Origin of the sequence: Ruegeria meonggei (assembly GCF_042768335.1) — a bacterium.
GTDB lineage: Bacteria > Pseudomonadota > Alphaproteobacteria > Rhodobacterales > Rhodobacteraceae > Ruegeria > Ruegeria meonggei.
Genome location: NZ_JAXHBT010000001.1, coordinates 3,251,838 through 3,271,344, shown reverse-complemented (window position 1 = coordinate 3,271,344; position 19,507 = coordinate 3,251,838). Strand labels below are relative to the sequence as shown.

The 19,507-nt window shown below is 57.1% G+C and carries 19 protein-coding genes; 13 read left to right on the top strand and 6 right to left on the bottom strand.

All coding sequences use genetic code 11. From position 1 onward, the window contains the following. Positions 1–162: 162 nt before the first annotated feature. From pnp to SJY13_RS16140, 4 genes are all read left to right on the top strand, one after another. Entirely contained in the window at positions 163–2,313 is a 2,151-nt protein-coding gene (pnp, locus tag SJY13_RS16155; protein WP_377192273.1) for a polyribonucleotide nucleotidyltransferase, read from the top strand. A 170-nt stretch (positions 2,314–2,483) separates the two neighbouring features. Continuing rightward, positions 2,484–3,470 carry a Hint domain-containing protein gene (locus SJY13_RS16150; RefSeq protein WP_377192271.1) on the top strand — a complete coding sequence of 329 codons (987 nt, stop codon included), beginning with the start codon at positions 2,484–2,486 and terminating at the stop codon, positions 3,468–3,470. Between the two features lie 146 nt (positions 3,471–3,616). After that, positions 3,617–4,306 carry an outer membrane protein gene (locus tag SJY13_RS16145; protein WP_377192269.1) on the top strand — a complete coding sequence of 230 codons (690 nt, stop codon included), beginning with the start codon at positions 3,617–3,619 and terminating at the stop codon, positions 4,304–4,306. A 44-nt stretch (positions 4,307–4,350) separates the two neighbouring features. Continuing rightward, positions 4,351–5,109 carry a glycosyltransferase family 25 protein gene (locus tag SJY13_RS16140; RefSeq protein WP_377192267.1) on the top strand — a complete coding sequence of 253 codons (759 nt, stop codon included), beginning with the start codon at positions 4,351–4,353 and terminating at the stop codon, positions 5,107–5,109. 69 nt (positions 5,110–5,178) lie between these two features. Here SJY13_RS16140 and SJY13_RS16135 read toward each other — a convergent pair whose 3' ends face one another. Further along, the gene (locus SJY13_RS16135; RefSeq protein ID WP_085822691.1) at positions 5,179–5,829 is read right to left on the bottom strand and encodes a peroxiredoxin; all 651 of its coding nucleotides are present in this window, start codon (positions 5,827–5,829) and stop codon (positions 5,179–5,181) included. A gap of 212 nt (positions 5,830–6,041) precedes the next feature. Here SJY13_RS16135 and SJY13_RS16130 point away from each other — a divergent pair, with 212 nt between their 5' ends. Next, positions 6,042–7,481, top strand: a complete 1,440-nt coding sequence (locus SJY13_RS16130; RefSeq protein WP_377192265.1) for an aldehyde dehydrogenase family protein — start codon at positions 6,042–6,044, stop codon at positions 7,479–7,481. Positions 7,482–7,539: 58 nt separating this feature from the next. On the opposite strand, the gene SJY13_RS16125 is transcribed toward SJY13_RS16130, so the two are convergent. Together SJY13_RS16125 and SJY13_RS16120 are read right to left on the bottom strand one after the other, a co-directional pair. Next, the gene (locus SJY13_RS16125; protein WP_377192263.1) at positions 7,540–7,974 is read right to left on the bottom strand and encodes a glyoxalase superfamily protein; all 435 of its coding nucleotides are present in this window, start codon (positions 7,972–7,974) and stop codon (positions 7,540–7,542) included. Positions 7,975–8,151: 177 nt separating this feature from the next. Beyond that, positions 8,152–9,003: a bifunctional helix-turn-helix domain-containing protein/methylated-DNA--[protein]-cysteine S-methyltransferase gene (locus SJY13_RS16120; RefSeq protein WP_085822688.1), complete on the bottom strand. Its 852-nt coding sequence runs from the start codon at positions 9,001–9,003 to the stop codon at positions 8,152–8,154. 116 nt (positions 9,004–9,119) lie between these two features. Here SJY13_RS16120 and nth point away from each other — a divergent pair, with 116 nt between their 5' ends. Continuing rightward, positions 9,120–9,764, top strand: a complete 645-nt coding sequence (gene nth / locus SJY13_RS16115) for an endonuclease III (RefSeq protein WP_377193686.1) — start codon at positions 9,120–9,122, stop codon at positions 9,762–9,764. Further along, on the top strand, positions 9,761–10,750 hold the full coding sequence (locus tag SJY13_RS16110) for an adenosine kinase (RefSeq protein ID WP_377192261.1): 990 nt from the start codon (positions 9,761–9,763) through the stop codon (positions 10,748–10,750). The genes nth and SJY13_RS16110 overlap by 4 nt, the downstream gene beginning before the upstream one ends. Positions 10,751–10,807: 57 nt before the next feature. Here the strand turns inward: SJY13_RS16110 and trhA are convergent, their stop codons facing one another. Then, positions 10,808–11,455, bottom strand: a complete 648-nt coding sequence (gene trhA / locus SJY13_RS16105; RefSeq protein ID WP_377192259.1) for a PAQR family membrane homeostasis protein TrhA — start codon at positions 11,453–11,455, stop codon at positions 10,808–10,810. Between the two features lie 96 nt (positions 11,456–11,551). Beyond that, the gene (locus SJY13_RS16100) at positions 11,552–12,037 is read right to left on the bottom strand and encodes an RNA pyrophosphohydrolase (protein WP_377192257.1); all 486 of its coding nucleotides are present in this window, start codon (positions 12,035–12,037) and stop codon (positions 11,552–11,554) included. A gap of 135 nt (positions 12,038–12,172) precedes the next feature. Between SJY13_RS16100 and SJY13_RS16095 the strand changes: the two genes are divergently transcribed. The 4 genes from SJY13_RS16095 to SJY13_RS16080 all read left to right on the top strand — a co-directional run bounded on the left by SJY13_RS16095 (position 12,173) and on the right by SJY13_RS16080 (position 16,317). Continuing rightward, on the top strand, positions 12,173–14,200 hold the full coding sequence (locus SJY13_RS16095) for an FAD-dependent oxidoreductase (RefSeq protein ID WP_377192255.1): 2,028 nt from the start codon (positions 12,173–12,175) through the stop codon (positions 14,198–14,200). A 104-nt stretch (positions 14,201–14,304) separates the two neighbouring features. Further along, positions 14,305–14,556: a hypothetical protein gene (locus SJY13_RS16090; protein ID WP_377192253.1), complete on the top strand. Its 252-nt coding sequence runs from the start codon at positions 14,305–14,307 to the stop codon at positions 14,554–14,556. Continuing rightward, positions 14,553–14,942, top strand: a complete 390-nt coding sequence (locus SJY13_RS16085) for a hypothetical protein (RefSeq protein ID WP_377192251.1) — start codon at positions 14,553–14,555, stop codon at positions 14,940–14,942. The genes SJY13_RS16090 and SJY13_RS16085 overlap by 4 nt, the downstream gene beginning before the upstream one ends. Before the next feature lie 91 nt (positions 14,943–15,033). Continuing rightward, on the top strand, positions 15,034–16,317 hold the full coding sequence (locus SJY13_RS16080) for an MFS transporter (protein ID WP_377192249.1): 1,284 nt from the start codon (positions 15,034–15,036) through the stop codon (positions 16,315–16,317). Between the two features lie 11 nt (positions 16,318–16,328). Here SJY13_RS16080 and SJY13_RS16075 read toward each other — a convergent pair whose 3' ends face one another. Beyond that, a complete protein-coding gene (locus SJY13_RS16075; protein ID WP_377192247.1) occupies positions 16,329–16,769 on the bottom strand; it encodes a DUF4399 domain-containing protein in 441 nt (146 codons plus the stop codon). 228 nt (positions 16,770–16,997) lie between these two features. On the opposite strand from SJY13_RS16075, the gene SJY13_RS16070 reads away from it, so the two are divergent. Beyond that, positions 16,998–17,909, top strand: a complete 912-nt coding sequence (locus SJY13_RS16070) for a LysR family transcriptional regulator (protein ID WP_085822680.1) — start codon at positions 16,998–17,000, stop codon at positions 17,907–17,909. 88 nt (positions 17,910–17,997) lie between these two features. Further along, positions 17,998–19,341, top strand: a complete 1,344-nt coding sequence (locus tag SJY13_RS16065; RefSeq protein ID WP_377192245.1) for a methyltransferase family protein — start codon at positions 17,998–18,000, stop codon at positions 19,339–19,341. The last annotated feature ends 166 nt before the right edge of the window (positions 19,342–19,507 follow it).

Here is a 19,507-nt window from a genome sequence, read left to right as displayed (position 1 = left end):
CCCTTTTCTTTCTGCCCGTTCTCATGTATGCGCGCAGCATCTGAGACGTTGTGCCATGACCCCGGCACTTCAACGGAAGATAAAATGGGGTCGGCGGCAATGGGGCCGCCACGCAAACGGGAGACCCGCAGGGGCGGGAGTGCTCCCTTCTAGGATACGCATATGTTTGATGTAACAAAGAAATCTATCCAGTGGGGCGAAGAGACGCTGACACTGGAAACAGGCAAGGTTGCCCGTCAGGCCGACGGCAGTGTGATTGCCACGCTGGGCGAAACCAGCGTCATGGCGAACGTGACCTTTGCCCGCGCCCAAAAGCCCGGTCAGGACTTTTTCCCGCTGACCGTCCACTATCAGGAAAAATACTATGCTGCCGGTAAAGTTCCAGGCGGCTTTTTCAAGCGCGAGGCGCGCCCGACCGAAAAAGAGACGCTGACCGCGCGTCTGATCGACCGTCCGATCCGCCCGCTGTTTGTTGATGGCTTCAAGAACGAAGTTCTGGTGATGTGCACCGTGCTGTCCCACGATCTGGTCAACGACCCCGATATGGTCGCGATGATCGCGGCATCCGCTGCGCTGACCCTGTCTGGTGCGCCGTTCATGGGCCCGATCGCCGGGTGCCGCGTTGGTTTCGAGGATGGCGATTACGTCCTGAACCCAACCGTTGATGACATGCAGGACCTGCGCCTGAACCCTGAACAGCGTCTGGATCTGGTTGTTGCTGGCACCAAAGACGCCGTGATGATGGTTGAATCCGAGGCTTATGAACTGTCCGAAGCCGAAATGCTGGGTGCGGTCAAATTTGCCCACGAGCAAATTCAGCCGGTGATCGATCTGATCATTGATCTGGCCGAAGTCGCCGCGAAAGAGCCGTTTGATTTCCAGGCGCCTGACTATTCCGAGCTGTCCGCGGCCGTCAAAACCGCTGGTGAAGAGCAGATGCGCGCCGCATTCGCCATCACCGACAAGCAAGAGCGCACCGCCGCTGTTGCCGCAGCCCGTGTCGCGATCAAAGAAGCCCTGAGCGAAGAGCAGCTGGAAGACGGCAACCTCGGTTCAGCCATGAAAAAGCTGGAAGCTGGCATTCTGCGCGGTGACGTCGTCAAAGGCGGCAAGCGGATCGACGGTCGTTCGACCACCGATATTCGCGGGATCGTTGCGGAAACCTCGATGCTGCCACGCACACATGGTTCGGCCCTGTTCACCCGTGGTGAAACGCAGGCGCTGGCTGTAACCACGCTGGGCACCGGTGACGATGAACAGTTCATCGACGCGCTGCATGGCAACTTCAAATCGAACTTCCTGCTGCACTATAACTTCCCTCCCTACTCGGTTGGTGAAGTTGGCCGGGTCATGGGCCCTGGACGTCGTGAAATCGGCCACGGCAAGTTGGCATGGCGCGCGTTGCAGGCGGTTCTGCCTGCGGCCACCGATTTCCCCTATACGATCCGTATCGTATCCGAGATCACTGAATCCAACGGATCGTCCTCGATGGCGTCTGTCTGCGGCGGCTCGCTGTCGATGATGGATGCAGGCGTGCCGCTGAAAGCGGCGGTTGCCGGTGTGGCCATGGGTCTGATCCTGGAAGATGACGGCGATTATGCCATCCTGTCCGACATTCTGGGTGACGAAGACCACCTGGGCGACATGGACTTCAAGGTTGCGGGTACCGAAAACGGCATCACCTCGCTGCAGATGGACATCAAGGTTGCGGGCATCACACCCGAGATCATGGAAAAAGCCCTGGCGCAAGCCAAGGACGGCCGGATGCACATCCTGGCTGAGATGGGCAAAGCCCTGTCCGAGACCAACGAATTCTCGGTCCACGCGCCGCGCATCGAAACCATGAACATCCCCACCGACAAGATCCGTGAAGTGATCGGCTCGGGCGGTAAGGTGATCCGTGAGATCGTTGAAGTTTCGGGTGCAAAGGTCGACATCAACGACGATGGTGTGATCAAGATCGCCTCACCCGATGGTGAATTGATCCAGAAGGCCTATGACATGATCCACTCGATCGTGGCTGAGCCGGAAGAAGGTCAGGTTTACACCGGTAAGGTCGTCAAAATCGTTGATTTCGGCGCCTTCGTGAATTTTTTCGGCAAGCGCGACGGTCTGGTCCACGTGTCCCAGATCGAAAACCGCCGCCTGAACCATCCGTCGGATGTTCTGAAAGAAGGTCAGGAAGTAAAGGTCAAGCTGTTGGGCTTTGACGACCGCGGCAAGGTTCGCCTGTCGATGAAGGTTGTCGATCAGGAAACCGGCGAAGAGGTCGTTCCTGAGAAGAAAGAAAAGAAAGAGGAAGGCGCAGAGTAATCTGCCCCATCCCTTCGAACAGAAAACCCCGGTTTCGACCGGGGTTTTTTTATGGGTGCGGGATAAGGTTGAGTTTCTTCTTTAAATTTATTTTCTTGGCTACTTTCTCCTATAACGTGTACCATTTCCTGAAGAATTTCTACATGAGTTCTTAAGGGCGGCATTATGCAATGAAGTTCATTACGGTCTATGAAATAAACGTCGACCCCCTAAGCAGTACCAATGTTACCGTTCTGAATGCCTATCAGGTAGCAATCACCGACGATGACAACTTCCTGGAAGATCCGGACGCGGATGGAAGCCAACAATTTGATGTCAGCTCAATCCCCGGCTTGGGTAACTCTGCAAATTTTCAGACCTTCGAGACCTATAGTGGAGATGTGAACGGACAGCCGGTCACGTTTACATTGCTTCAATTCTCGAACCCTCAATACATTGTCGTGACCCAGGGTACGGTCAGCGTTAACGATACGATCGCAAACACCAACAACACGATCGTCACCGCAAACCCTTCTCAATACGATACTCTTCCAACGTTTGTTTGTTTCACTGCAGGCTCGCTGATCCTGACACCCTCAGGGCGGCGGAAGATCGAGACACTTGAACAGGGTGACGAGGTGGTCACCGGCGACGGCAGCAGCAAGCCTGTTCAATGGATCGGTCGTCGCAGGCTTTCAGCGGCAGAGCTGAAACGAGCCCCCCATCTGTGCCCAGTACGTATTCGGGCCGGGACCTTTTCCAATGACCGTCCCAAACGCGACCTGTTGATTTCTCCGCAGCATCGCATTGTGATCGCGTCCGCGCTGTTAGAGCTGTGGCATTCACACCATATGATGCTTGCTCCAGCCAAAGGGCTGGTTAACCATCGCAGTATCACGCAGGATTCCCCTGAAGTGGGTGCAGACTACATCCACATTCTTTTTGACAGGCATGAATTGGTGAATGTCGAAGGCATATGGTCCGAGTCGTTCTTTCCCGGCGACACAAGCATGGGTGCCATGTCCGGTGACACCAAACGTGAACTTTTTGAACTGTTCCCTGAGCTGGCATCGGATATGTCCGAGTATGGCGATACCGCCCTTCCTGTGCTGAAGGCGTTCGAGGCCCACATGCTGCAACAGGATCTGAGTGTACCGAAAGGACGTAGGATTTCCTGATTGTCCTTTTGCTGTGCTTCCTCCTCGATTTATTCATTCACGCAGGCCTAAATACCCGTGATTCAAAGTGAAGGCCCCACGCCTTCCCTTCGCAGCCTGACAGCCCACATGTGCGTCATACCAAACACGGAACAAAGGACATGGGTATGGTTACGCGTCTTATTCTCGCCTCGGCGGCCCTGACGGTCAGCGCATCGGCATTGGCCGCACAAAGCCTGTCAGAGGGGCTGTATATTCAGGGCTTTGCTGGATACAGCCAGCTGCAGGGCAGCGACTTTAGCGGAACAGTCAACGGATCGTCCCAATCCGTGGATACCGATTTTGACGCAGGCTTTGGCCTGGGCGTCGCAATCGGAACCGAAATCCCGCAATGGTCGAACGAGCGCTTTGGCACAAGGGTCGAGTTGGAGTTGTCCTATCGCGACAGCGACGTCGACAGCGTCAATTTCTCGGGTAATGGTCCGGCGGGCGAGGCGAATGTGTCTGGCGACATCACACAGACTTCGCTGTTTGCCAACGTGCTTGTCGACTTCAAACAGACCGGCGCACTCACCCCTTATGTTGGGCTGGGCGTAGGGGCCACCTATTCGGATCTGGACTTTGCCTACGGTCCGGGCGTGGCGCTGGATGACAGCGACACCACGTTTGCGGCGCAGATCATCGCCGGTGTCGCCTATGAGATCGACCCAAACCTGGCCCTGACACTGGACACCCGCTATGCCCGCGCCTTCGACGTCTCCTCCCAGCGCCTGGCCCCGAACGGCACGTCCACTGGCACTGTGGAAGACGATATCGACGCGTTCAGCGTCAATGTCGGCCTGCGCTACGGTTTCTGATTCCAAATGGGGGAAGCGTTTCTCTCCGGTTTCTCTTCCCCCGCATGTTCCCGTGTTCTATGCACGGGGACATGCGTTCCTTTGTCATCCACATGTCCTCAAGTACGGCCCGCAGGCCCAATGCCGACCAGCTTTGCGCTGGCCTGCCCAATGCCGAATTGTTTGAGGCCGTAAATGGCCGCGACCCGGACCAGATCGCCGGAGTCGAGCTGCACCCGGGCAACCTGCACCGACCGCATTATCCGTTTGCCCTGCGCCCCGCTGAAATTGGCGTCTTTGAAAGCCACCGCCGGATCTGGCGCAAGCTGGTCGATGACAACATCGACCTGGCCATTATCACCGAAGACGACCTGCGCACCGACCCCGCCCGTATGTCCCAAGCACTGGATCTGTTGGCTCCGATCGCGACGCCCGATCACTATATCCGAATCCCCGTCAAACAACGCGAAGCGCCCGCCCAAACGCTGGCCGAGGAAAACGGCCTGCGCCTGATCCTGCCCAAAGTGATCGGCCTGCAATGCGTATGTCAGATGGTGGGAAAACGCGCCGCCCAGCGTCTACTCGCCGCCACCGACCGGATTGACCGCCCAGTGGACACGTTCCTGCAAATGCACTGGCTAACCGGCCAACCGATCCACGCCCTACAGGGCAGCGGCAACCAGGAAGTGGCCAAGGAAATCGGCGGCTCGACCATTCAGACCAAACCGCCGCTATCAGACAAACTGACCCGCGAGATCAAACGCGGTATCTACAGGGCACAGCTGCACCTGCACCCACAACGCCCGCCTGCTTCATCTGGCTGAAAATATCCTCGGGGGGAATCGCGCCAAAAGGCGCGATGGGGGGCGGACAGCCCCCCGACCCGGCCCGCCTTAGGACGGCGCCTTGGTCTTGCGCAAATAGGGAAAGATCGTCTCAAACTCGCCGAATTTCGCCTTGGCATCTTCGTTCGACACGGCCGGCGGAATGATCACATCTTCACCCGGCACCCAGTTGGCCGGCGTGGCCACCCCTTTGGACGACATCTGCAACCCATCCAGCGCCCGTAGGATCTCGGCAAAGTTCCGGCCTACGGTCATTGGATAAGTCATCGACAGTTTCAGCTGCTTATCTGGTCCAATGATAAAGACCGAACGCACGGTGGCACTGTCCGCCGGGGTGCGGCCATCAGGCAGATACGCCTCGGCGGGCAACATGTCGAACGCTTTGGAAACCGCCAGCCCGTCATCCGCTATGATTGGAAAACCGGGATTGGCATTGCCATAGGCTTCGATGTCTTTCTTCCATTTCTTGTGATCTTCGACACCGTCGACGGAAACCCCAAGCACCTTGGTGTTGCGGGCTGCCCATTCGTCGCTCAACTGGGCGACGGCCGAAAACTCGGTCGTGCAGACGGGGGTAAAATCCTTGGGGTGCGAAAACAGGATCGCCCAGCTGTCGCCGATCCAGTCGTGGAACTGGATGGTTCCATGATCTGTTTCAGCGGTGAAATTCGGGACCGTATCGTTGATGCGTAAACCCATGGTGCATCTCCTCTGCTTCTAAAAATCCGAGTCGCGTGCAGTGAACCTAACCACTTTGCGCAATAGTTAAACACTCGGCAATTCACATGATGATTTTTTCTGAACGCCCGGCAGGTGAGAATTTGATCATATCCCCCCTTGCCGTGCCCAGGGCCGAGTGACAGAGTGGCCCCGATAACCAGTTTCGGACACCATGGTCGGGAGGATTCGCCATGATCGAAAAGCGCAGTTTCTACATTGACGGCCAATGGGTTGACCCTTTGACCACCAATGACTTCGAAGTGATCAACCCATCCACAGAAGACCCCTGTGCGATCATCTCACTTGGGGCTCAGGCGGATACGGATGCCGCTGTTGCCGCGGCCAAGGCTGCCCTGCCCGGTTGGATGGCCACCCCTGTCGAAGACCGCATCGCACGGGTGGAAAAGCTGGTCGACATCTACAAGACCCGGTCCGAGGATCTGGCGCAGGCCATGTCGATGGAAATGGGCGCCCCGATTGACATGGCGCGCAGCCAGCAATCGGGCGCTGGTGATTACCACCTGAAGAATTTCATCCGCGCGGCCAAGGCGTTTCCGTTCGAGCGCCCGCTGGGCGATCACGCCCCCAATGACCGCATCATCCATGAGGCCGTCGGCGTCGCCGCCCTGATCACCCCGTGGAACTGGCCGATGAATCAGATCACGCTCAAGGTTGGTGCTGCGGCGATTGCGGGCTGCACCATGGTTCTGAAACCGTCCGAACAAAGCCCTCTGAACGCGATGATCTTTGCCGAGATGATGGATGAGGCCGGATTCCCACCCGGTGTGTTCAATCTGGTGAATGGCGACGGTGTGGGCGTGGGCTCGCAACTGTCGGCGCATCCTGACGTGGATATGGTCAGCTTCACCGGCTCGACCCGCGCCGGCACGGCGATTTCCAAGGCCGCGGCGGATACGCTGAAGAAGGTCCATCTGGAGCTGGGCGGAAAAGGTGCCAATGTGGTCTTTGCCGATGCTGACGAAAAGGCCGTCAAACGTGGCGTTCTTCATATGATGAACAACACCGGCCAAAGCTGTAACGCGCCTAGCCGGATGCTGGTACAGCGCCCGATTTATGACCAAGCCGTCGAAACCGCCGCAGAGGTCGCCAACAAGGTCTCAGTTGGTTCGGCCATGGAAGAAGGTCGCCATATCGGTCCAGTTGTAAACGAATTGCAGTGGACCAAGATTCAGGACCTGATCCAGAAGGGTATCGACGAAGGTGCGCGGCTGGTTGCCGGAGGCACTGGGCGGCCGGACGGTCTGAACAAAGGCTATTACGTGCGGCCTACGGTTTTTGCTGATGCCAACAACCAGATGACCGTCGCGCGCGAGGAAATCTTTGGCCCGGTTTTGACCATGATCCCGTTTGATACCGAAGAAGAGGCGGTCGAAATCGCCAACGACACGCCCTATGGCCTAACGAACTATGTGCAAACGCAGGATGGTGATCGCGCCAACCGTATGGCGCGCGTGTTGCGGTCGGGCATGGTTGAAATGAACGGCCAATCCCGCAGCGCCGGCTCGCCCTTTGGCGGTATGAAACAGTCCGGCAACGGGCGCGAAGGCGGCGTTTGGGGCCTGGAGGACTTTTTGGAAGTCAAAGCCGTCGGCGGCTGGGCTGCTGAGTAGCATTTCCTCCGGACGAAATGGTGAAGGGCGAAGCGCGGAATTGCGCCTCGCCCTTTTCTTATGCGGGCCGCACCACCAATTGCGGCTGCCCATCCGAGGTGTGCCGCGTGGATCGACCATCCCAACCAATCTCACCCGTGACACGCTGCCGAAAGGCTGAAAAGCTGTCGAACTGAACTACGTCGACGGGGTCGTCGAATTGCAGGGTGACACGGCGATGCGCACCGTCACCTAACATGGTCAGGCCGCGGATCTCGGCGCTAAAGGGTTGGCCCAGATAGCGCCCCTCGACGCGGTCACCCACACGCAGGAGCATCCGGTTGCCCGCCAGCGCGCGCAGCGTGTTCCAGTCTTTGGCTCCGTGCTGATGGGCCACCAGTTCCAGCGCCTCGCTATGGGACAGCGACACGTCTGCCGCCCGCAGTTTTTCGCGCAATCGTTTTGCCTGCGCCTTCAGCTCCTCGATCGGAGCAATATTTTCGAGATGTGTCATGCCTTGCCTCGTTTCCTTGAACGGGCGCGAAATCAGGACGGTGTTCGCATTGCCATCCGCGCGCCTGGAAAGGGCAACAGATGTTCAGAAACCGGGTTTCACCAAAGCCTGAAGGCCGCGAACGGCAGGTAACCCGAACCTGAGGGCGCTTTTGGCACCCAATGCGCGGCCTGTCAATCAGGCGTCCGCTTGCGCTGCCTCATAGGCCAGCATCGCGCGTTTGACCGGCAGACCCCAATGGTAACCACCAAGACCCCCGGATTTCCGCAACGCCCGGTGGCACGGAATCAACCAGCTGACAGGATTGCGCCCCACGGCCGTTCCCACGGCCCGCACGGCCTGGGGTGATCCAACCCGCTGCGCAATCTCGGAATAGGTGGTGACCTGACCCGAAGGGATATGCATCAGTGCCTCCCACACTTTGATCTGCAAGGGTGAGCCTATCAAGTAGATCGGCGTTGGTTTCAGCCGGTCACTGACGGCCCCAAAAGCACTGAGCGCCCAGGGCCGCAGGCGCATTGGATCTTCGACAAACGCAGCCTGTGGCCAACGCGACAGCATATCCTCCATCGCTTCTTCCTCGCCGGTTTCCGCGCCGAAGGCCATTCCGCATATCCCGCGGTCCGTGCCCATCACCAGTGTCGGGCCAAAGGGGCTTTCGAACCAGCCCCAATAGATGGTCAGGCCGGCGCCTTTGCGGGCGTATTCACCGGGGCTCATGGATTCCCACTTTAGAAACAGGTCGTGCAGACGGCCGCTGCCGGACAGACCCACATTATGCGCAGTCTCAAGCGTCGTGAACCGATCATGCAGCAGGGCCTTGGCATGGCCCAATGTCAGGTATTGCTGATACCGTTTTGGCGACACCCCGGTCCAGCGCGAAAACAGGCGCTGGAAATGGGCCGGGCTCATATCCATCTGACGGGCCAGATCGTCAAGGCTCAGGCCTTCACCGCTTTGATCAATCAACGCGATCGCGCGGCGCATGACGTTATAATGATATCCGCTTTCGGGAGTCTGGACGTTCATGTTGCACCTCATTGTCTGACCAAAACCATAGCGCGCCGGTCACGCCCCCGCGACCCGGAACTTGCGCAATGGCTTTGGGCTTGTGTCACGGCCCCTCGGGCGGCATTAAGGCGCGGATGGCAAAGCAACTCGATTACCATACGATCCGCGAGATCTTTACGCGTTTTCAGGCCGCCGATCCGGAGCCCAAGGGCGAGCTGGATCACGTCAACGTCTACACTTTGGTGGTAGCCGTGGCGCTGTCAGCGCAAGCCACAGATGTGGGCGTCAATAAAGCCACCCGCGCATTGTTTCAGATCGTCGACACGCCACAAAAGATGTTGGATCTGGGCGAAGAAGGTCTGATCGAACATATCAAGACCATCGGCCTTTTCCGGCAAAAAGCCAAAAACGTCATCAAACTCAGCCGCATTCTGGTCGAAGAGTATGATGGCGAAGCGCCCAATTCCCGTGCCGCGCTGCAATCGCTGCCGGGCGTCGGGCGCAAGACGGCCAATGTGGTGCTGAACATGTGGTGGCACTACCCCGCGCAGGCGGTGGACACCCATATCTTTCGTGTTGGCAATCGCACCGGAATTTGCTCCGGCAAACATGTGGACGCGGTCGAACGCGCCATCGAAGACAACATTCCAACCGATTTTCAGCTGCACGCCCATCATTGGCTGATCCTGCACGGTCGATATCACTGTAAAGCGCGCAAACCGATGTGCGGAACCTGCATCATCCGCGATCTGTGCCAATTCGAGGACAAGAATCTATGAAAACTTACCAGCTTGTCGGCATCGGAAATGCCGTTGTTGATGTGATCTCGCAAGCCGATGACAGTTTCCTGGAACTGATGGGCATCGAAAAAGGCATTATGCAGTTGATCGAAAAAGATCGAGGTGAGGTTCTGTATGGTGCCATGGAAGGCCGGGTGCAAACACCGGGCGGCTCGGTTGCCAACACCATTGCCGGGGCGGGTGCGCTGGGGCTGGAGTTGGCCTTTATCGGACGCGTGCATGACGATGCGTTGGGTCGGTTCTATGCCGATGCGATGAATGAGGACGGCGTTGATTTCGTCAACCCGCCGGTACCGGGCGGAGAGCTGCCGACCTCACGCTCGATGATCTTTGTCTCGCCCGATGGTGAACGGTCGATGAATACCTATCTGGGGATTTCATCGGAACTGTCATCTAAGGACGTGGCCAGCGACGTGGCCGGCAGCAGCCAGATCATGTTTCTTGAGGGCTATCTGTTCGACAAGGAAAAGGGCAAAGCCGCCTTTCTTGAGGCCGCGCGCGATTGCCACAAGGGTGGCGGCAAGACCGGCATCGCCATTTCCGACCCGTTCTGTGTCGAACGTCACCGGACAGATTTCCTTTTGCTGATCGAGAATGAGCTGGATTTCGTGATCGGCAACGAGGCCGAGATCAAATCCCTGTTCGAAACCGACGATCTTGAGGCCGCTCTGGCCAAAACGGCTGAGATTTGTCCTCTGGTTGTGTGTACCCGCTCGGGCGACGGGGTGACGGTTCTGCACGATGGCCAGCGCACCGACGTGCCGGTGGAAAAAGTGGTGCCGGTGGACGCCACCGGCGCAGGCGATCAGTTTGCCGCCGGGTTCCTTTATGGCATGGCCACCGGTCGGGACTATGAGACCTGCGCCCGGATCGGCAATGTCTGCGCCCGCGAAGTCATCAGCCACATCGGCCCGCGCCCGGAGGCAAACATGATCGAGTTGCTAACGGTCGAAGGACTGCTGTGATCCCCGATCAGGGGTAAGCTTCGGTGTATTGGGAAGGGTTGCGAACCCTCTCTTGTTCTAGCCCGTTCCGAACAGGGCGATCCAGATGCCTGCAAACATGAAAATCCCGCCGAAATTCACAAAACTGTGCCAAATGGCATATCTGAACGGCATTCCTTTTCGGGCATAAAAGACAGTGCCCGCTACATAGCTTGCGGCGCCGGCCAGGATGAACCACAGGACGTTGACGGGCACGTTGGTAAGATCAGGTATGGCACTTAGCCCTAGTGCCCCCAGCCCAAGATAGGATGCCGTCGACCAGCGCGACTTGACCGTGGGGTTTGCGATTTTGTTCCAGACGGCTACGGCGGTCAGGCCCCAGCAGACCCACAGCAGGATCATGGTCCACGTGGTCCCCGCAAACATGAAGAACGGCGTGAACGTGCCGCAGATGCTGGGATAGATCGCCGCGTGGTCAATGCGGCGCAGCAAGGTGCGACGCTCATGCCAGGGGGAAAAGTGGTAAAAGCAGGAGGCCAGATTTGAGGTCAGCGCGCAGCACACATAAACCAGAACCGCATAGAACATCCCGCCCTCAAGGGTGAGGTACGACTTGTAGAGTAACACACCGCCTGCAATCAGGATCAGAATCAACCCGATGGCATGGACAACCATATCAGCGTAGCGGTGGTGTGGATCAGGGCTTGGGTATGTTGTCGGGATCATAGTGCTCTCGGGAAAGAAGGGAGCCTGGTCCGGCTGACACCCAAGGTGCAGGGTGTCGCGCGTGACACCGCGGCGATGGGTTTCGCTGGGTCTTGATCAGCCCAAATGCAAGGCAAACGCCGCAACGACCTGTTCATAAACCGCCCGTTTGAAGGGGACGATTTCATGCACCAGCCGATCAGGCGCTTGCCATTTCCAACGGGTGAATTCCGGATGGTCGGTGGCGATATTGATCTGATCGTCACGACCGGTAAAACGCAGCAGATACCATTTCTGTTCCTGCCCGCGATAACGGCCTTTCCAGATCTTCGGGACAATATCATGGGGCAGGTCATAGGGCAGCCAGCCGGGCGTTTCGGCGATAATCTCGACCAGACCGGCAGTCACTCCGGTTTCTTCCCACAGTTCGCGCAGGGCGGCATCGCGGGGGTCTTCACCGTTGTCCACGCCGCCCTGGGGCATCTGCCAAGCGTCCTTGTGGCGATCATTGCGCTGACCCACAAAAATCTTGCCTTCGGCATTCATCAGCATCAGCCCGACACAAGGGCGATAGGGCAGTTTGGCGATCTCTTCAGGGGTCATGCGTGACATCATCCTTTTTGACAGCCTTTCTGTACCAAGCCCCAATCCGACAGCAAAGGGTGTGACGTACGGTTTCGCGTGACATCGCAACGTCCAGCAGTGATTTTGTGCACAAATTTTAGGGAGAGTTCCGTAATGACCGCGTACCCAAACATGCTGGCCCCTCTGGATCTGGGCTTTACCACCTTGAAAAACCGCGTCCTGATGGGCTCGATGCATACCGGTCTGGAAGAAACCGGCGACTGGAATCGGGTGGCCGAGTTTTATGCGGATCGTGCCCGTGGGGGCGTCTCACTGATGGTCACCGGCGGCATTGGCCCGAACCTGGAAGGCTCGGTCCTGCCCGGCGCGTCGATGATGACCAATGACGACGAGGTCGCCAAACATTCCATCGTAACCGACCGTGTGCATGAGGCTGGCGGTAAGATTGCCATGCAGATTTTGCATGCAGGCCGGTACGCCTATGGTCCGAAATGCGTGGCACCCAGCCCGGTGAAATCGCCGATCTCGCCCTTCCCGCCGACCGAGTTGGACGAGGACGGAATCGAGAAGCAGATCAGCGATATCGTCAACGCTGCCGTTTTGGCCCAGAAGGCGGGGTATGACGGGGTCGAGATCATGGGATCGGAAGGGTATTTCCTCAACCAGTTTCTGGTAACGCACACCAACAAGCGCGAAGACCGCTGGGGTGGGTCCTATGAGAACCGGATGCGCCTGCCGATCGAAGTTGTGCGCCGCACGCGTGAGGCGGTCGGCACTGATTTCATCATCATCTATCGTTTGTCGATGATCGACCTGGTGCCCAATGGGTCAACCCATGATGAGGTTGTGCAACTGGCGCAAGAGATCGAAAAGGCCGGGGCCACGATCCTGAACACTGGCATTGGCTGGCACGAGGCGCGCATCCCCACCATCGCCACCAGCGTTCCGCGCGCGGCTTTTGCCTGGGTGACTAAAAAGCTGATGGGCAAGGTCTCGATCCCGGTGATCACCTCGAACCGGATCAATACGCCGGAAGTGGCCGAAGAGGTCCTGTCGACCGGCTGCGCCGACATGGTGTCGCTAGCCCGCCCGATGCTGGCGGATTCAGATTTCGTCAAAAAGGCGATTGAAGGCGAAGCCGACAAGATCGCGCCATGTATCGCCTGCAATCAGGCCTGTCTGGATCACACCTTCCAGGGCAAACTGACATCCTGTCTGGTCAACCCGCGCGCCTGTCATGAAACCGAACTGGTGATCAAACCGGCAGCAAGCGTCAAGAAGGTCGCCGTTGTCGGCGCGGGCCCGGCGGGTCTGTCGACCGCAATGACGGCTGCCCAGCGTGGTCATGATGTAACCCTGTTTGACCGCGCGGACGAGATTGGCGGGCAGTTGAACATGGCGAAACAGGTGCCCGGCAAAGAAGAGTTCTGGGGCCTCGTCGACTGGTTCCATACCATGATTGCCGATGCGGGGGTCAAGGTTGAATTGGGCCGCGAAGTGGGCGCAGACGACCTGACCGATTTTGACGAGGTGGTGATCGCCACCGGCGTCATCCCGCGTGATCCGAAAATCCCGGGTCAGGATCGGGATAACGTCATCGACTACATCGACGTGCTGCGCCACAAGGCCGAGGTCGGAAAATCGGTCGCCGTAATCGGCGCCGGTGGCATCGGTTTTGACGTCTCAGAGTTTCTGCTGGAAGAAGGTCACAGCATCACCACCGACCTGCCTGCATGGATGAAGGAATGGGGTGTGACCGACCCGGCCGAGCATCGCGCAGGCCTGGCGCCCGAGGGCCCGCAGCCCGCGGCGCCTGCGCGCGACGTGACCCTGCTGCAGCGCAAGGCGCAGGCGCATGGCAAGGGCTTGGGCAAGACCACCGGCTGGATTCACCGCGCCACGCTGAAGATGAAGAACGTCAATTTCGTCGGCGGCGTGAACTATGAGCGGATCGACGATGACGGCCTGCATGTCAGTTTTGGCGAAGAGCGCGCGGATCCCACGGTGATTGAGGCCGATACCATCGTGCTGTGTTCTGGCCAGCTGTCCGAGCGCAGCCTGGCGGACACGTTGATCGAACGGGGCGTGACCCCGCATGTGATTGGCGGCGCTGATCTGGCTGCGGAACTGGACGCCAAACGCGCGATCAATCAGGGCACACGGCTGGCAGCCACATTCTGATCTCTGATCCGTATCTCAAAAAACCTGCAAAAGCCGCTTCGAAAGAGGCGGCTTTTTTCATTCTCTTGTTGACTACTCTCAGATCTAGGTACATATGTACCAACATGTCGAAAATGATTGAACGCGCCCAAACGGGTATTCGCATTGAAAAACGCCTGCTCAAAGTCCTGAAGGGTCTGGCCGAGTCGCTGGATATCTCCGTCGGTGACCTGATCGAAGGCATCGCCCTGCACAGCTTTGAGAACAAGCCACCCTTCTCGGAAGAGACACTGGCGAAAATCAAACAACTCAAAAGTGTTTACGATCTGGAATGGACTGCCGAGGACAGCCACACATTCAAGGAGGATCAGGAATGAACGCGCCACAGGTCTCCAAGCTCACCCAAACGTTTGAAGCCCATGCGATTGACAACACAACGTTTGGACACCGCGAACATGTGCAAGTGGCATATGATCTGTTGCTCAAATATGACTTTATCGATGCCGCCGCTGTATATGCCAAGGGCATTCGCGCACTGGCGGAAAATGCAGGCGCGCCGGACAAGTTCAACCTGACGATCACATATGCCTTCATGAGCTTGATTGCCGAACGACTGGCACGGACCCCGGCAGATAGCTTTGATCGCTTTGTATCGGACAATCCCGACGTGATGCGCAAAACCGTCCTCGACCAATGGTATTCACAAGATCGGCTGCATTCGACCATGGCGCGTGGCATTTTCCTTTTGCCCAGTGCCGCATAAGGCGCTCGCCGGGCGCCGGTTATCGCTGCTCGCCTGTTCTTGCCGCTTCCGAACCCTTGCCAAATCTCTGCTCCTGACGTGAACTCAGGCGATGGAGGAACACCCGCGTCAATCTGATCACCGCAACATTCCGCTGATGACCGGGCAAGGTGCATTGTCGGTCATGGCCTGGTCAATGGCCAGCCCGCCCATCGCGCTGACGTTCCTGGCTGTCTCGATGGAACTGCCGATCTTTTTGGCGGGGATGCTTGTGTCAATCCGCCATGCTGCAGGTACGCTGGCCGACCTGTTCGCCCCCGGAGCCATCGCCAGACTACCCCGCAAGAAAACAGCGTTGGCGCAGCTGGATCTGATGATGGCCACCTGTTTCATCGCGGTGGTCCTGGTGGTTCTGTATGGTGGCAAATCGACAATCGTGTTGGCGTTTGTCGTGGGCATCTTTGTGATCGGTATACTGGAAGAGATCAAAAGCCTGATGATTCTGGAGTTTCTGGGCGACAATCTACCCTCCCAAGACCGCATGCGTGTGAGTTACTGGCAAAAGGCCATCGGTGGGGCGGCAACCATCGCGGTTGTGCTGCTCTTGCATCAGCTGTCACATGACGCCCCCGCCCTGACCCGCCATAGTCTGGTCGTGGGGTTTGGCGCCGTCTGCTTTGTCCTGTCGGCCTTGGTCGTGATTTCCCTGCACGAAAATACCAAAGGGACTAACGCAGCAGGCAAGCTCGCCCCGGTCCGTTCAACACCTGAGTTCTGGAGCAATGCCGCAACTCTTTTGTCCAAGGCATGGTTTCGCAAATACATCCTTGTCCGGCTGGCCTTTGTCCTGGCCGGGCTGTCCGTGCCATTTTTCGCCCTGATCGCGGCTGAGGCGCATCACAGTTCGACCAGCGGTCTGACCGCTTTGGTCGCATCATCTGCAGCAGCGCTGTTGGTGGCGGCTCCGATGTGGCGCGCCCTGAATGAGGTTTCCACCCGGCGCGTTATGATTGCAAGCTCGGCGATGGTGGCAATATCGGGCCTGTGCCTGATCATTCTGCACGCAAAAGGACTGGACCATACCATTCACCTGCACGCTGCATCGCTATTTGTTGCGACGATCGCTGTCACCGGGTTGGGCGGCGCGCGAACGCTGTATTTCATGGACATCGCCCCGCCCGCCCAGCGAATCACGGCCCAAGCCGTTTCCAAAACCATAGCGCGCCTAGCGATCATCGTATTTTCGACTGGGTTGGCGGCGCTTGCTCATACCAACAGCGCCACCTGGGCCGTGATTGTTATCGCGTTGGGCAGTTTTTTGGCAATCTTCGTGATCCTGACACTGGTGGACACACCCGGCAAACCGGACGCGCTGGACCAAAAGACCTCAACCTGATGAGCTGCAGGTTACTCTACGGTGATGGTAATCACTTCGGACACGATCGGAGTGGCATGGGGCACATGCCCGGCATCACCCAGCACCAGCTGCAGCGTATGTTCACCAGAGGGCAACTCCAGCGTGACCTCGGTCTGGCCGCCACCAAAATGCATATGACTGTCGTCTGCGGGCAGGCCATATGCCAGCTCATCCGCGCCGTCTTCACCCTGTCCAATCGGCGGGCGATCGATCAGCAAATGATGGTGACCGGTGTTTTCTTTTTCGGTCCCGGCAGGGGCCACACCCATACCGCTGAGGCCAAAGACCACGGTCACGGGCGATTGGACGGTATCCCCATCCGCGAGGTTTACAAAATAGACCTTCGCATCTGGGTTAGACGGCGTCTCACCCCCGGCCAGTGCAAGCGTTGCGCACAGGCATAAGGTGGCAATGGAAAATAAGGCTCTCATGATCTCCTCCGTGGTCACAAATTTGCCATTCTCCTTCTAGCATATCTGCGCCGGAAAGCCGAAATTCCCAACACAGCCGGGCTTGTGGCCAACTTGGAAACCATTGTTTCGGCGTTTCCCATCTGCAAACGATCCAATTCAAATCCCTGATATTATCCCATGTCCGCCCAGTTTCCGCCCAGATTGGTCGCCATAGTCAGGTTGAGATCAAATACCCGAGGTACGAGAATGGACCGACTGACCGAAATGGAAGCCTTTGCCAATGTGGTGGACCAGGGTGGCTTCACCGATGCGGCCAAGAAAATGGGCATCTCCAAATCGGCCGTGTCAAAGCACGTATCGAGCCTTGAGGCGCGGTTGGGTGCGCGGCTGCTTAACAGAACAACCCGGCGTGTTTCTCCAACCGAAATCGGTCTGGCTTATTACGACCGCGCGCGACGTGTTCTGAATGACGCAGGCGAAGCCGATGCGCTGGTCACCTCGATGCAATCAGCACCTTCGGGTCTGCTGCGGATCAGCGTCGCGACGGATTTTGGCGTCAATCACCTGTCTCCGGTCCTGTCCGATTTCCTGGCGGCCTATCCGGATATCACTGTGAACATGGTGTTGAACAACCGTTATGTTGAGCTGATTTCCGAAGGGTTTGACGTTGCCGTGCGCATTGGTGAGCTGGAAGACAGCACCCTGCGCGCGCGCAAGTTGACCGATACAGTCAAACGGATGGTCGCCGCGCCTAGTTATATTGAGAAATTCGGGCGCCCGCAAAAGATCGACGATCTGAACGAACACAAGCTGCTGCATTACTCCAGCCAGTCGTCTGGCAATGTCTGGAAACTGACTGCGCCTTCTGGCGAAAAGCGTCAGGTCCGCACTGCTGGCTGGCTGAGCGTGAATGACGGGCAATCGCTGCTGAACGCGGCCACATCAGGTCTGGGGATCGCGTATCTGCCCAGCTACCTATACGCCGACGCCTTGAAAACAGGGCAGGTCGTGGATGCGATGCCGTCGCTGCCCGATGAGGTACAGGGCGTTTACGCTGTCTACCCGCCGGGCCGGTTTACCCAACCGAAGGTGAGGGCATTCATAGATTTCTTAGTCGAGTCCTTTGCAAATAAAGGTCTGATGGACTGGGCGAGTTAATAAGGTAAGAAAACCCGGGCAGCAAACTCAAAGGAATGCTGTTTAAACGAATAAAATCAATACTCAAGCAGCAGTGTATTTAAAGCCCTTGGCAGTATACCGCTTGATTGGTGATGAGGCAGGCAGAATGCGTACAGCGGTTCGAACCGACTACAATGCCGGACAATCCGAACTTGGCACTGATTCGGCGCCATCAACGCGCCCCGCGTCTGCCGTAAGCGAGGTGACCGGGCTAATTGGCGTAGTTGCACTATTCGGTGCAATTACCGCTGCCATCTATTTCGACACAACGCTGCCTCAGTCCATTTTTCTGCTAATGTCCGGGGCCGCAATCCCAATGATTGCATCGACAATACTGTTGGATAAAGCCCATTTGAGATCGTCCACCGGCTTGGATTACGGACTGAATCGCCAACGATCTGAAGTTGCTTCGATTACGATCACCAAGACTTTGGGCCTTGGGGCAACTCTTTTTGTCATCGCGCTAGCCTACCAGATTATCCCAACTTATGACACATCCAAGTATCAAATTGTCCGGGCTCTGACGGCACTTGTATTTCCTTTTCTATGGGTGTTTTCACCCGTGTACATCGCCTTCACAACCCGGCACATGATCGAGCCGCGTGACGAGCTTTGGCATTTTGGGAAGTTTGTTACTTTTCAGTTTTCTGCCGTGGATATGACATATGTTAAGGACCATTGCAGGGCGTGGCTGGTCAAAGGGTTCTTTCTCGCGTTTATGGTCTCGATCCTGCCGATGATTGTGCACTCAGTGGTCAATTCCAACTTGGATCGGGTATTTGGTGAGCCGGTTCTGATCATTCTGTATCTTGTCCAAGTTTCGTTTCTTGTGGATGTGTGTATCGGGACCATCGGGTATGTTTGCACATTCAAAGTTCTCAACTCGCACATCAGATCTGCAAACCCGTTTCTATCTGGTTGGGTTGCAGCTTTGATTTGCTACCCTCCATTCGTGATAATGCACTCCGGCGGACCGCTTGACTATCGCGGAGGGACACAAGAATGGGGGGTTTGGTTGGCCGATCAACCTACGGTTTTGATTCTGTGGGGTAGCGTTATCTTATTGCTGGCGGCAACCTACGCTTGGGCTACGGTTGCATTTGGAATCAGATTCTCGAACTTGACACATCGCGGGATCATCACGACCGGCCCGTTCCGCTATGTTAAGCACCCTGCCTATTTGTCCAAGAACCTCATGTGGTGGATGGTCTACATGCCATTTCTTTCAGTTATGGGCACTACTGCAGCGATACAGAGCTGTATTTTGTTGCTGGGCGTAAACGCTGTGTATTTCGCACGCGCCAAGACAGAAGAAAAACATTTGATGGCAGATGAAGACTACCGGAAATACGCAGAATGGATCAGAACTAACGGTTTGTTTGCGCGCCACTTAAGACGCCGTGACATCTAAATTGGCGTCGGAATGGCTGCGAACCAGTTAGCGTTTCCCACTGCAAATAAGAATATTCTCCCTCGGTGCTCCACAACGACCCGGGCCTATGTGCTGGTCTTTTTTGCCATTTACGATACCCATGGGTGCCAGGTCACTTCGAGTCGGCGTTAAGCGCCATTTCTCT

Excerpts from the sequence above, each read along its gene's own strand:
- pnp (WP_377192273.1), top strand. The coding sequence starts at position 163 with ATGTTTGATGTAACAAAGAAATCTATCCAGTGGGGCGAAGAGACGCTG.
- SJY13_RS16150 (WP_377192271.1), top strand. The coding sequence starts at position 2,484 with ATGAAGTTCATTACGGTCTATGAAATAAACGTCGACCCCCTAAGCAGT.
- SJY13_RS16145 (WP_377192269.1), top strand. The coding sequence starts at position 3,617 with ATGGTTACGCGTCTTATTCTCGCCTCGGCGGCCCTGACGGTCAGCGCA.
- SJY13_RS16140 (WP_377192267.1), top strand. The coding sequence starts at position 4,351 with ATGTTCCCGTGTTCTATGCACGGGGACATGCGTTCCTTTGTCATCCAC.
- SJY13_RS16135 (WP_085822691.1), bottom strand. The coding sequence starts at position 5,829 with ATGGGTTTACGCATCAACGATACGGTCCCGAATTTCACCGCTGAAACA.
- SJY13_RS16130 (WP_377192265.1), top strand. The coding sequence starts at position 6,042 with ATGATCGAAAAGCGCAGTTTCTACATTGACGGCCAATGGGTTGACCCT.
- SJY13_RS16125 (WP_377192263.1), bottom strand. The coding sequence starts at position 7,974 with ATGACACATCTCGAAAATATTGCTCCGATCGAGGAGCTGAAGGCGCAG.
- SJY13_RS16120 (WP_085822688.1), bottom strand. The coding sequence starts at position 9,003 with ATGAACGTCCAGACTCCCGAAAGCGGATATCATTATAACGTCATGCGC.
- nth (WP_377193686.1), top strand. The coding sequence starts at position 9,120 with ATGGCAAAGCAACTCGATTACCATACGATCCGCGAGATCTTTACGCGT.
- SJY13_RS16110 (WP_377192261.1), top strand. The coding sequence starts at position 9,761 with ATGAAAACTTACCAGCTTGTCGGCATCGGAAATGCCGTTGTTGATGTG.
- trhA (WP_377192259.1), bottom strand. The coding sequence starts at position 11,455 with ATGATCCCGACAACATACCCAAGCCCTGATCCACACCACCGCTACGCT.
- SJY13_RS16100 (WP_377192257.1), bottom strand. The coding sequence starts at position 12,037 with ATGACCCCTGAAGAGATCGCCAAACTGCCCTATCGCCCTTGTGTCGGG.
- SJY13_RS16095 (WP_377192255.1), top strand. The coding sequence starts at position 12,173 with ATGACCGCGTACCCAAACATGCTGGCCCCTCTGGATCTGGGCTTTACC.
- SJY13_RS16090 (WP_377192253.1), top strand. The coding sequence starts at position 14,305 with ATGTCGAAAATGATTGAACGCGCCCAAACGGGTATTCGCATTGAAAAA.
- SJY13_RS16085 (WP_377192251.1), top strand. The coding sequence starts at position 14,553 with ATGAACGCGCCACAGGTCTCCAAGCTCACCCAAACGTTTGAAGCCCAT.
- SJY13_RS16080 (WP_377192249.1), top strand. The coding sequence starts at position 15,034 with ATGGAGGAACACCCGCGTCAATCTGATCACCGCAACATTCCGCTGATG.
- SJY13_RS16075 (WP_377192247.1), bottom strand. The coding sequence starts at position 16,769 with ATGAGAGCCTTATTTTCCATTGCCACCTTATGCCTGTGCGCAACGCTT.
- SJY13_RS16070 (WP_085822680.1), top strand. The coding sequence starts at position 16,998 with ATGGACCGACTGACCGAAATGGAAGCCTTTGCCAATGTGGTGGACCAG.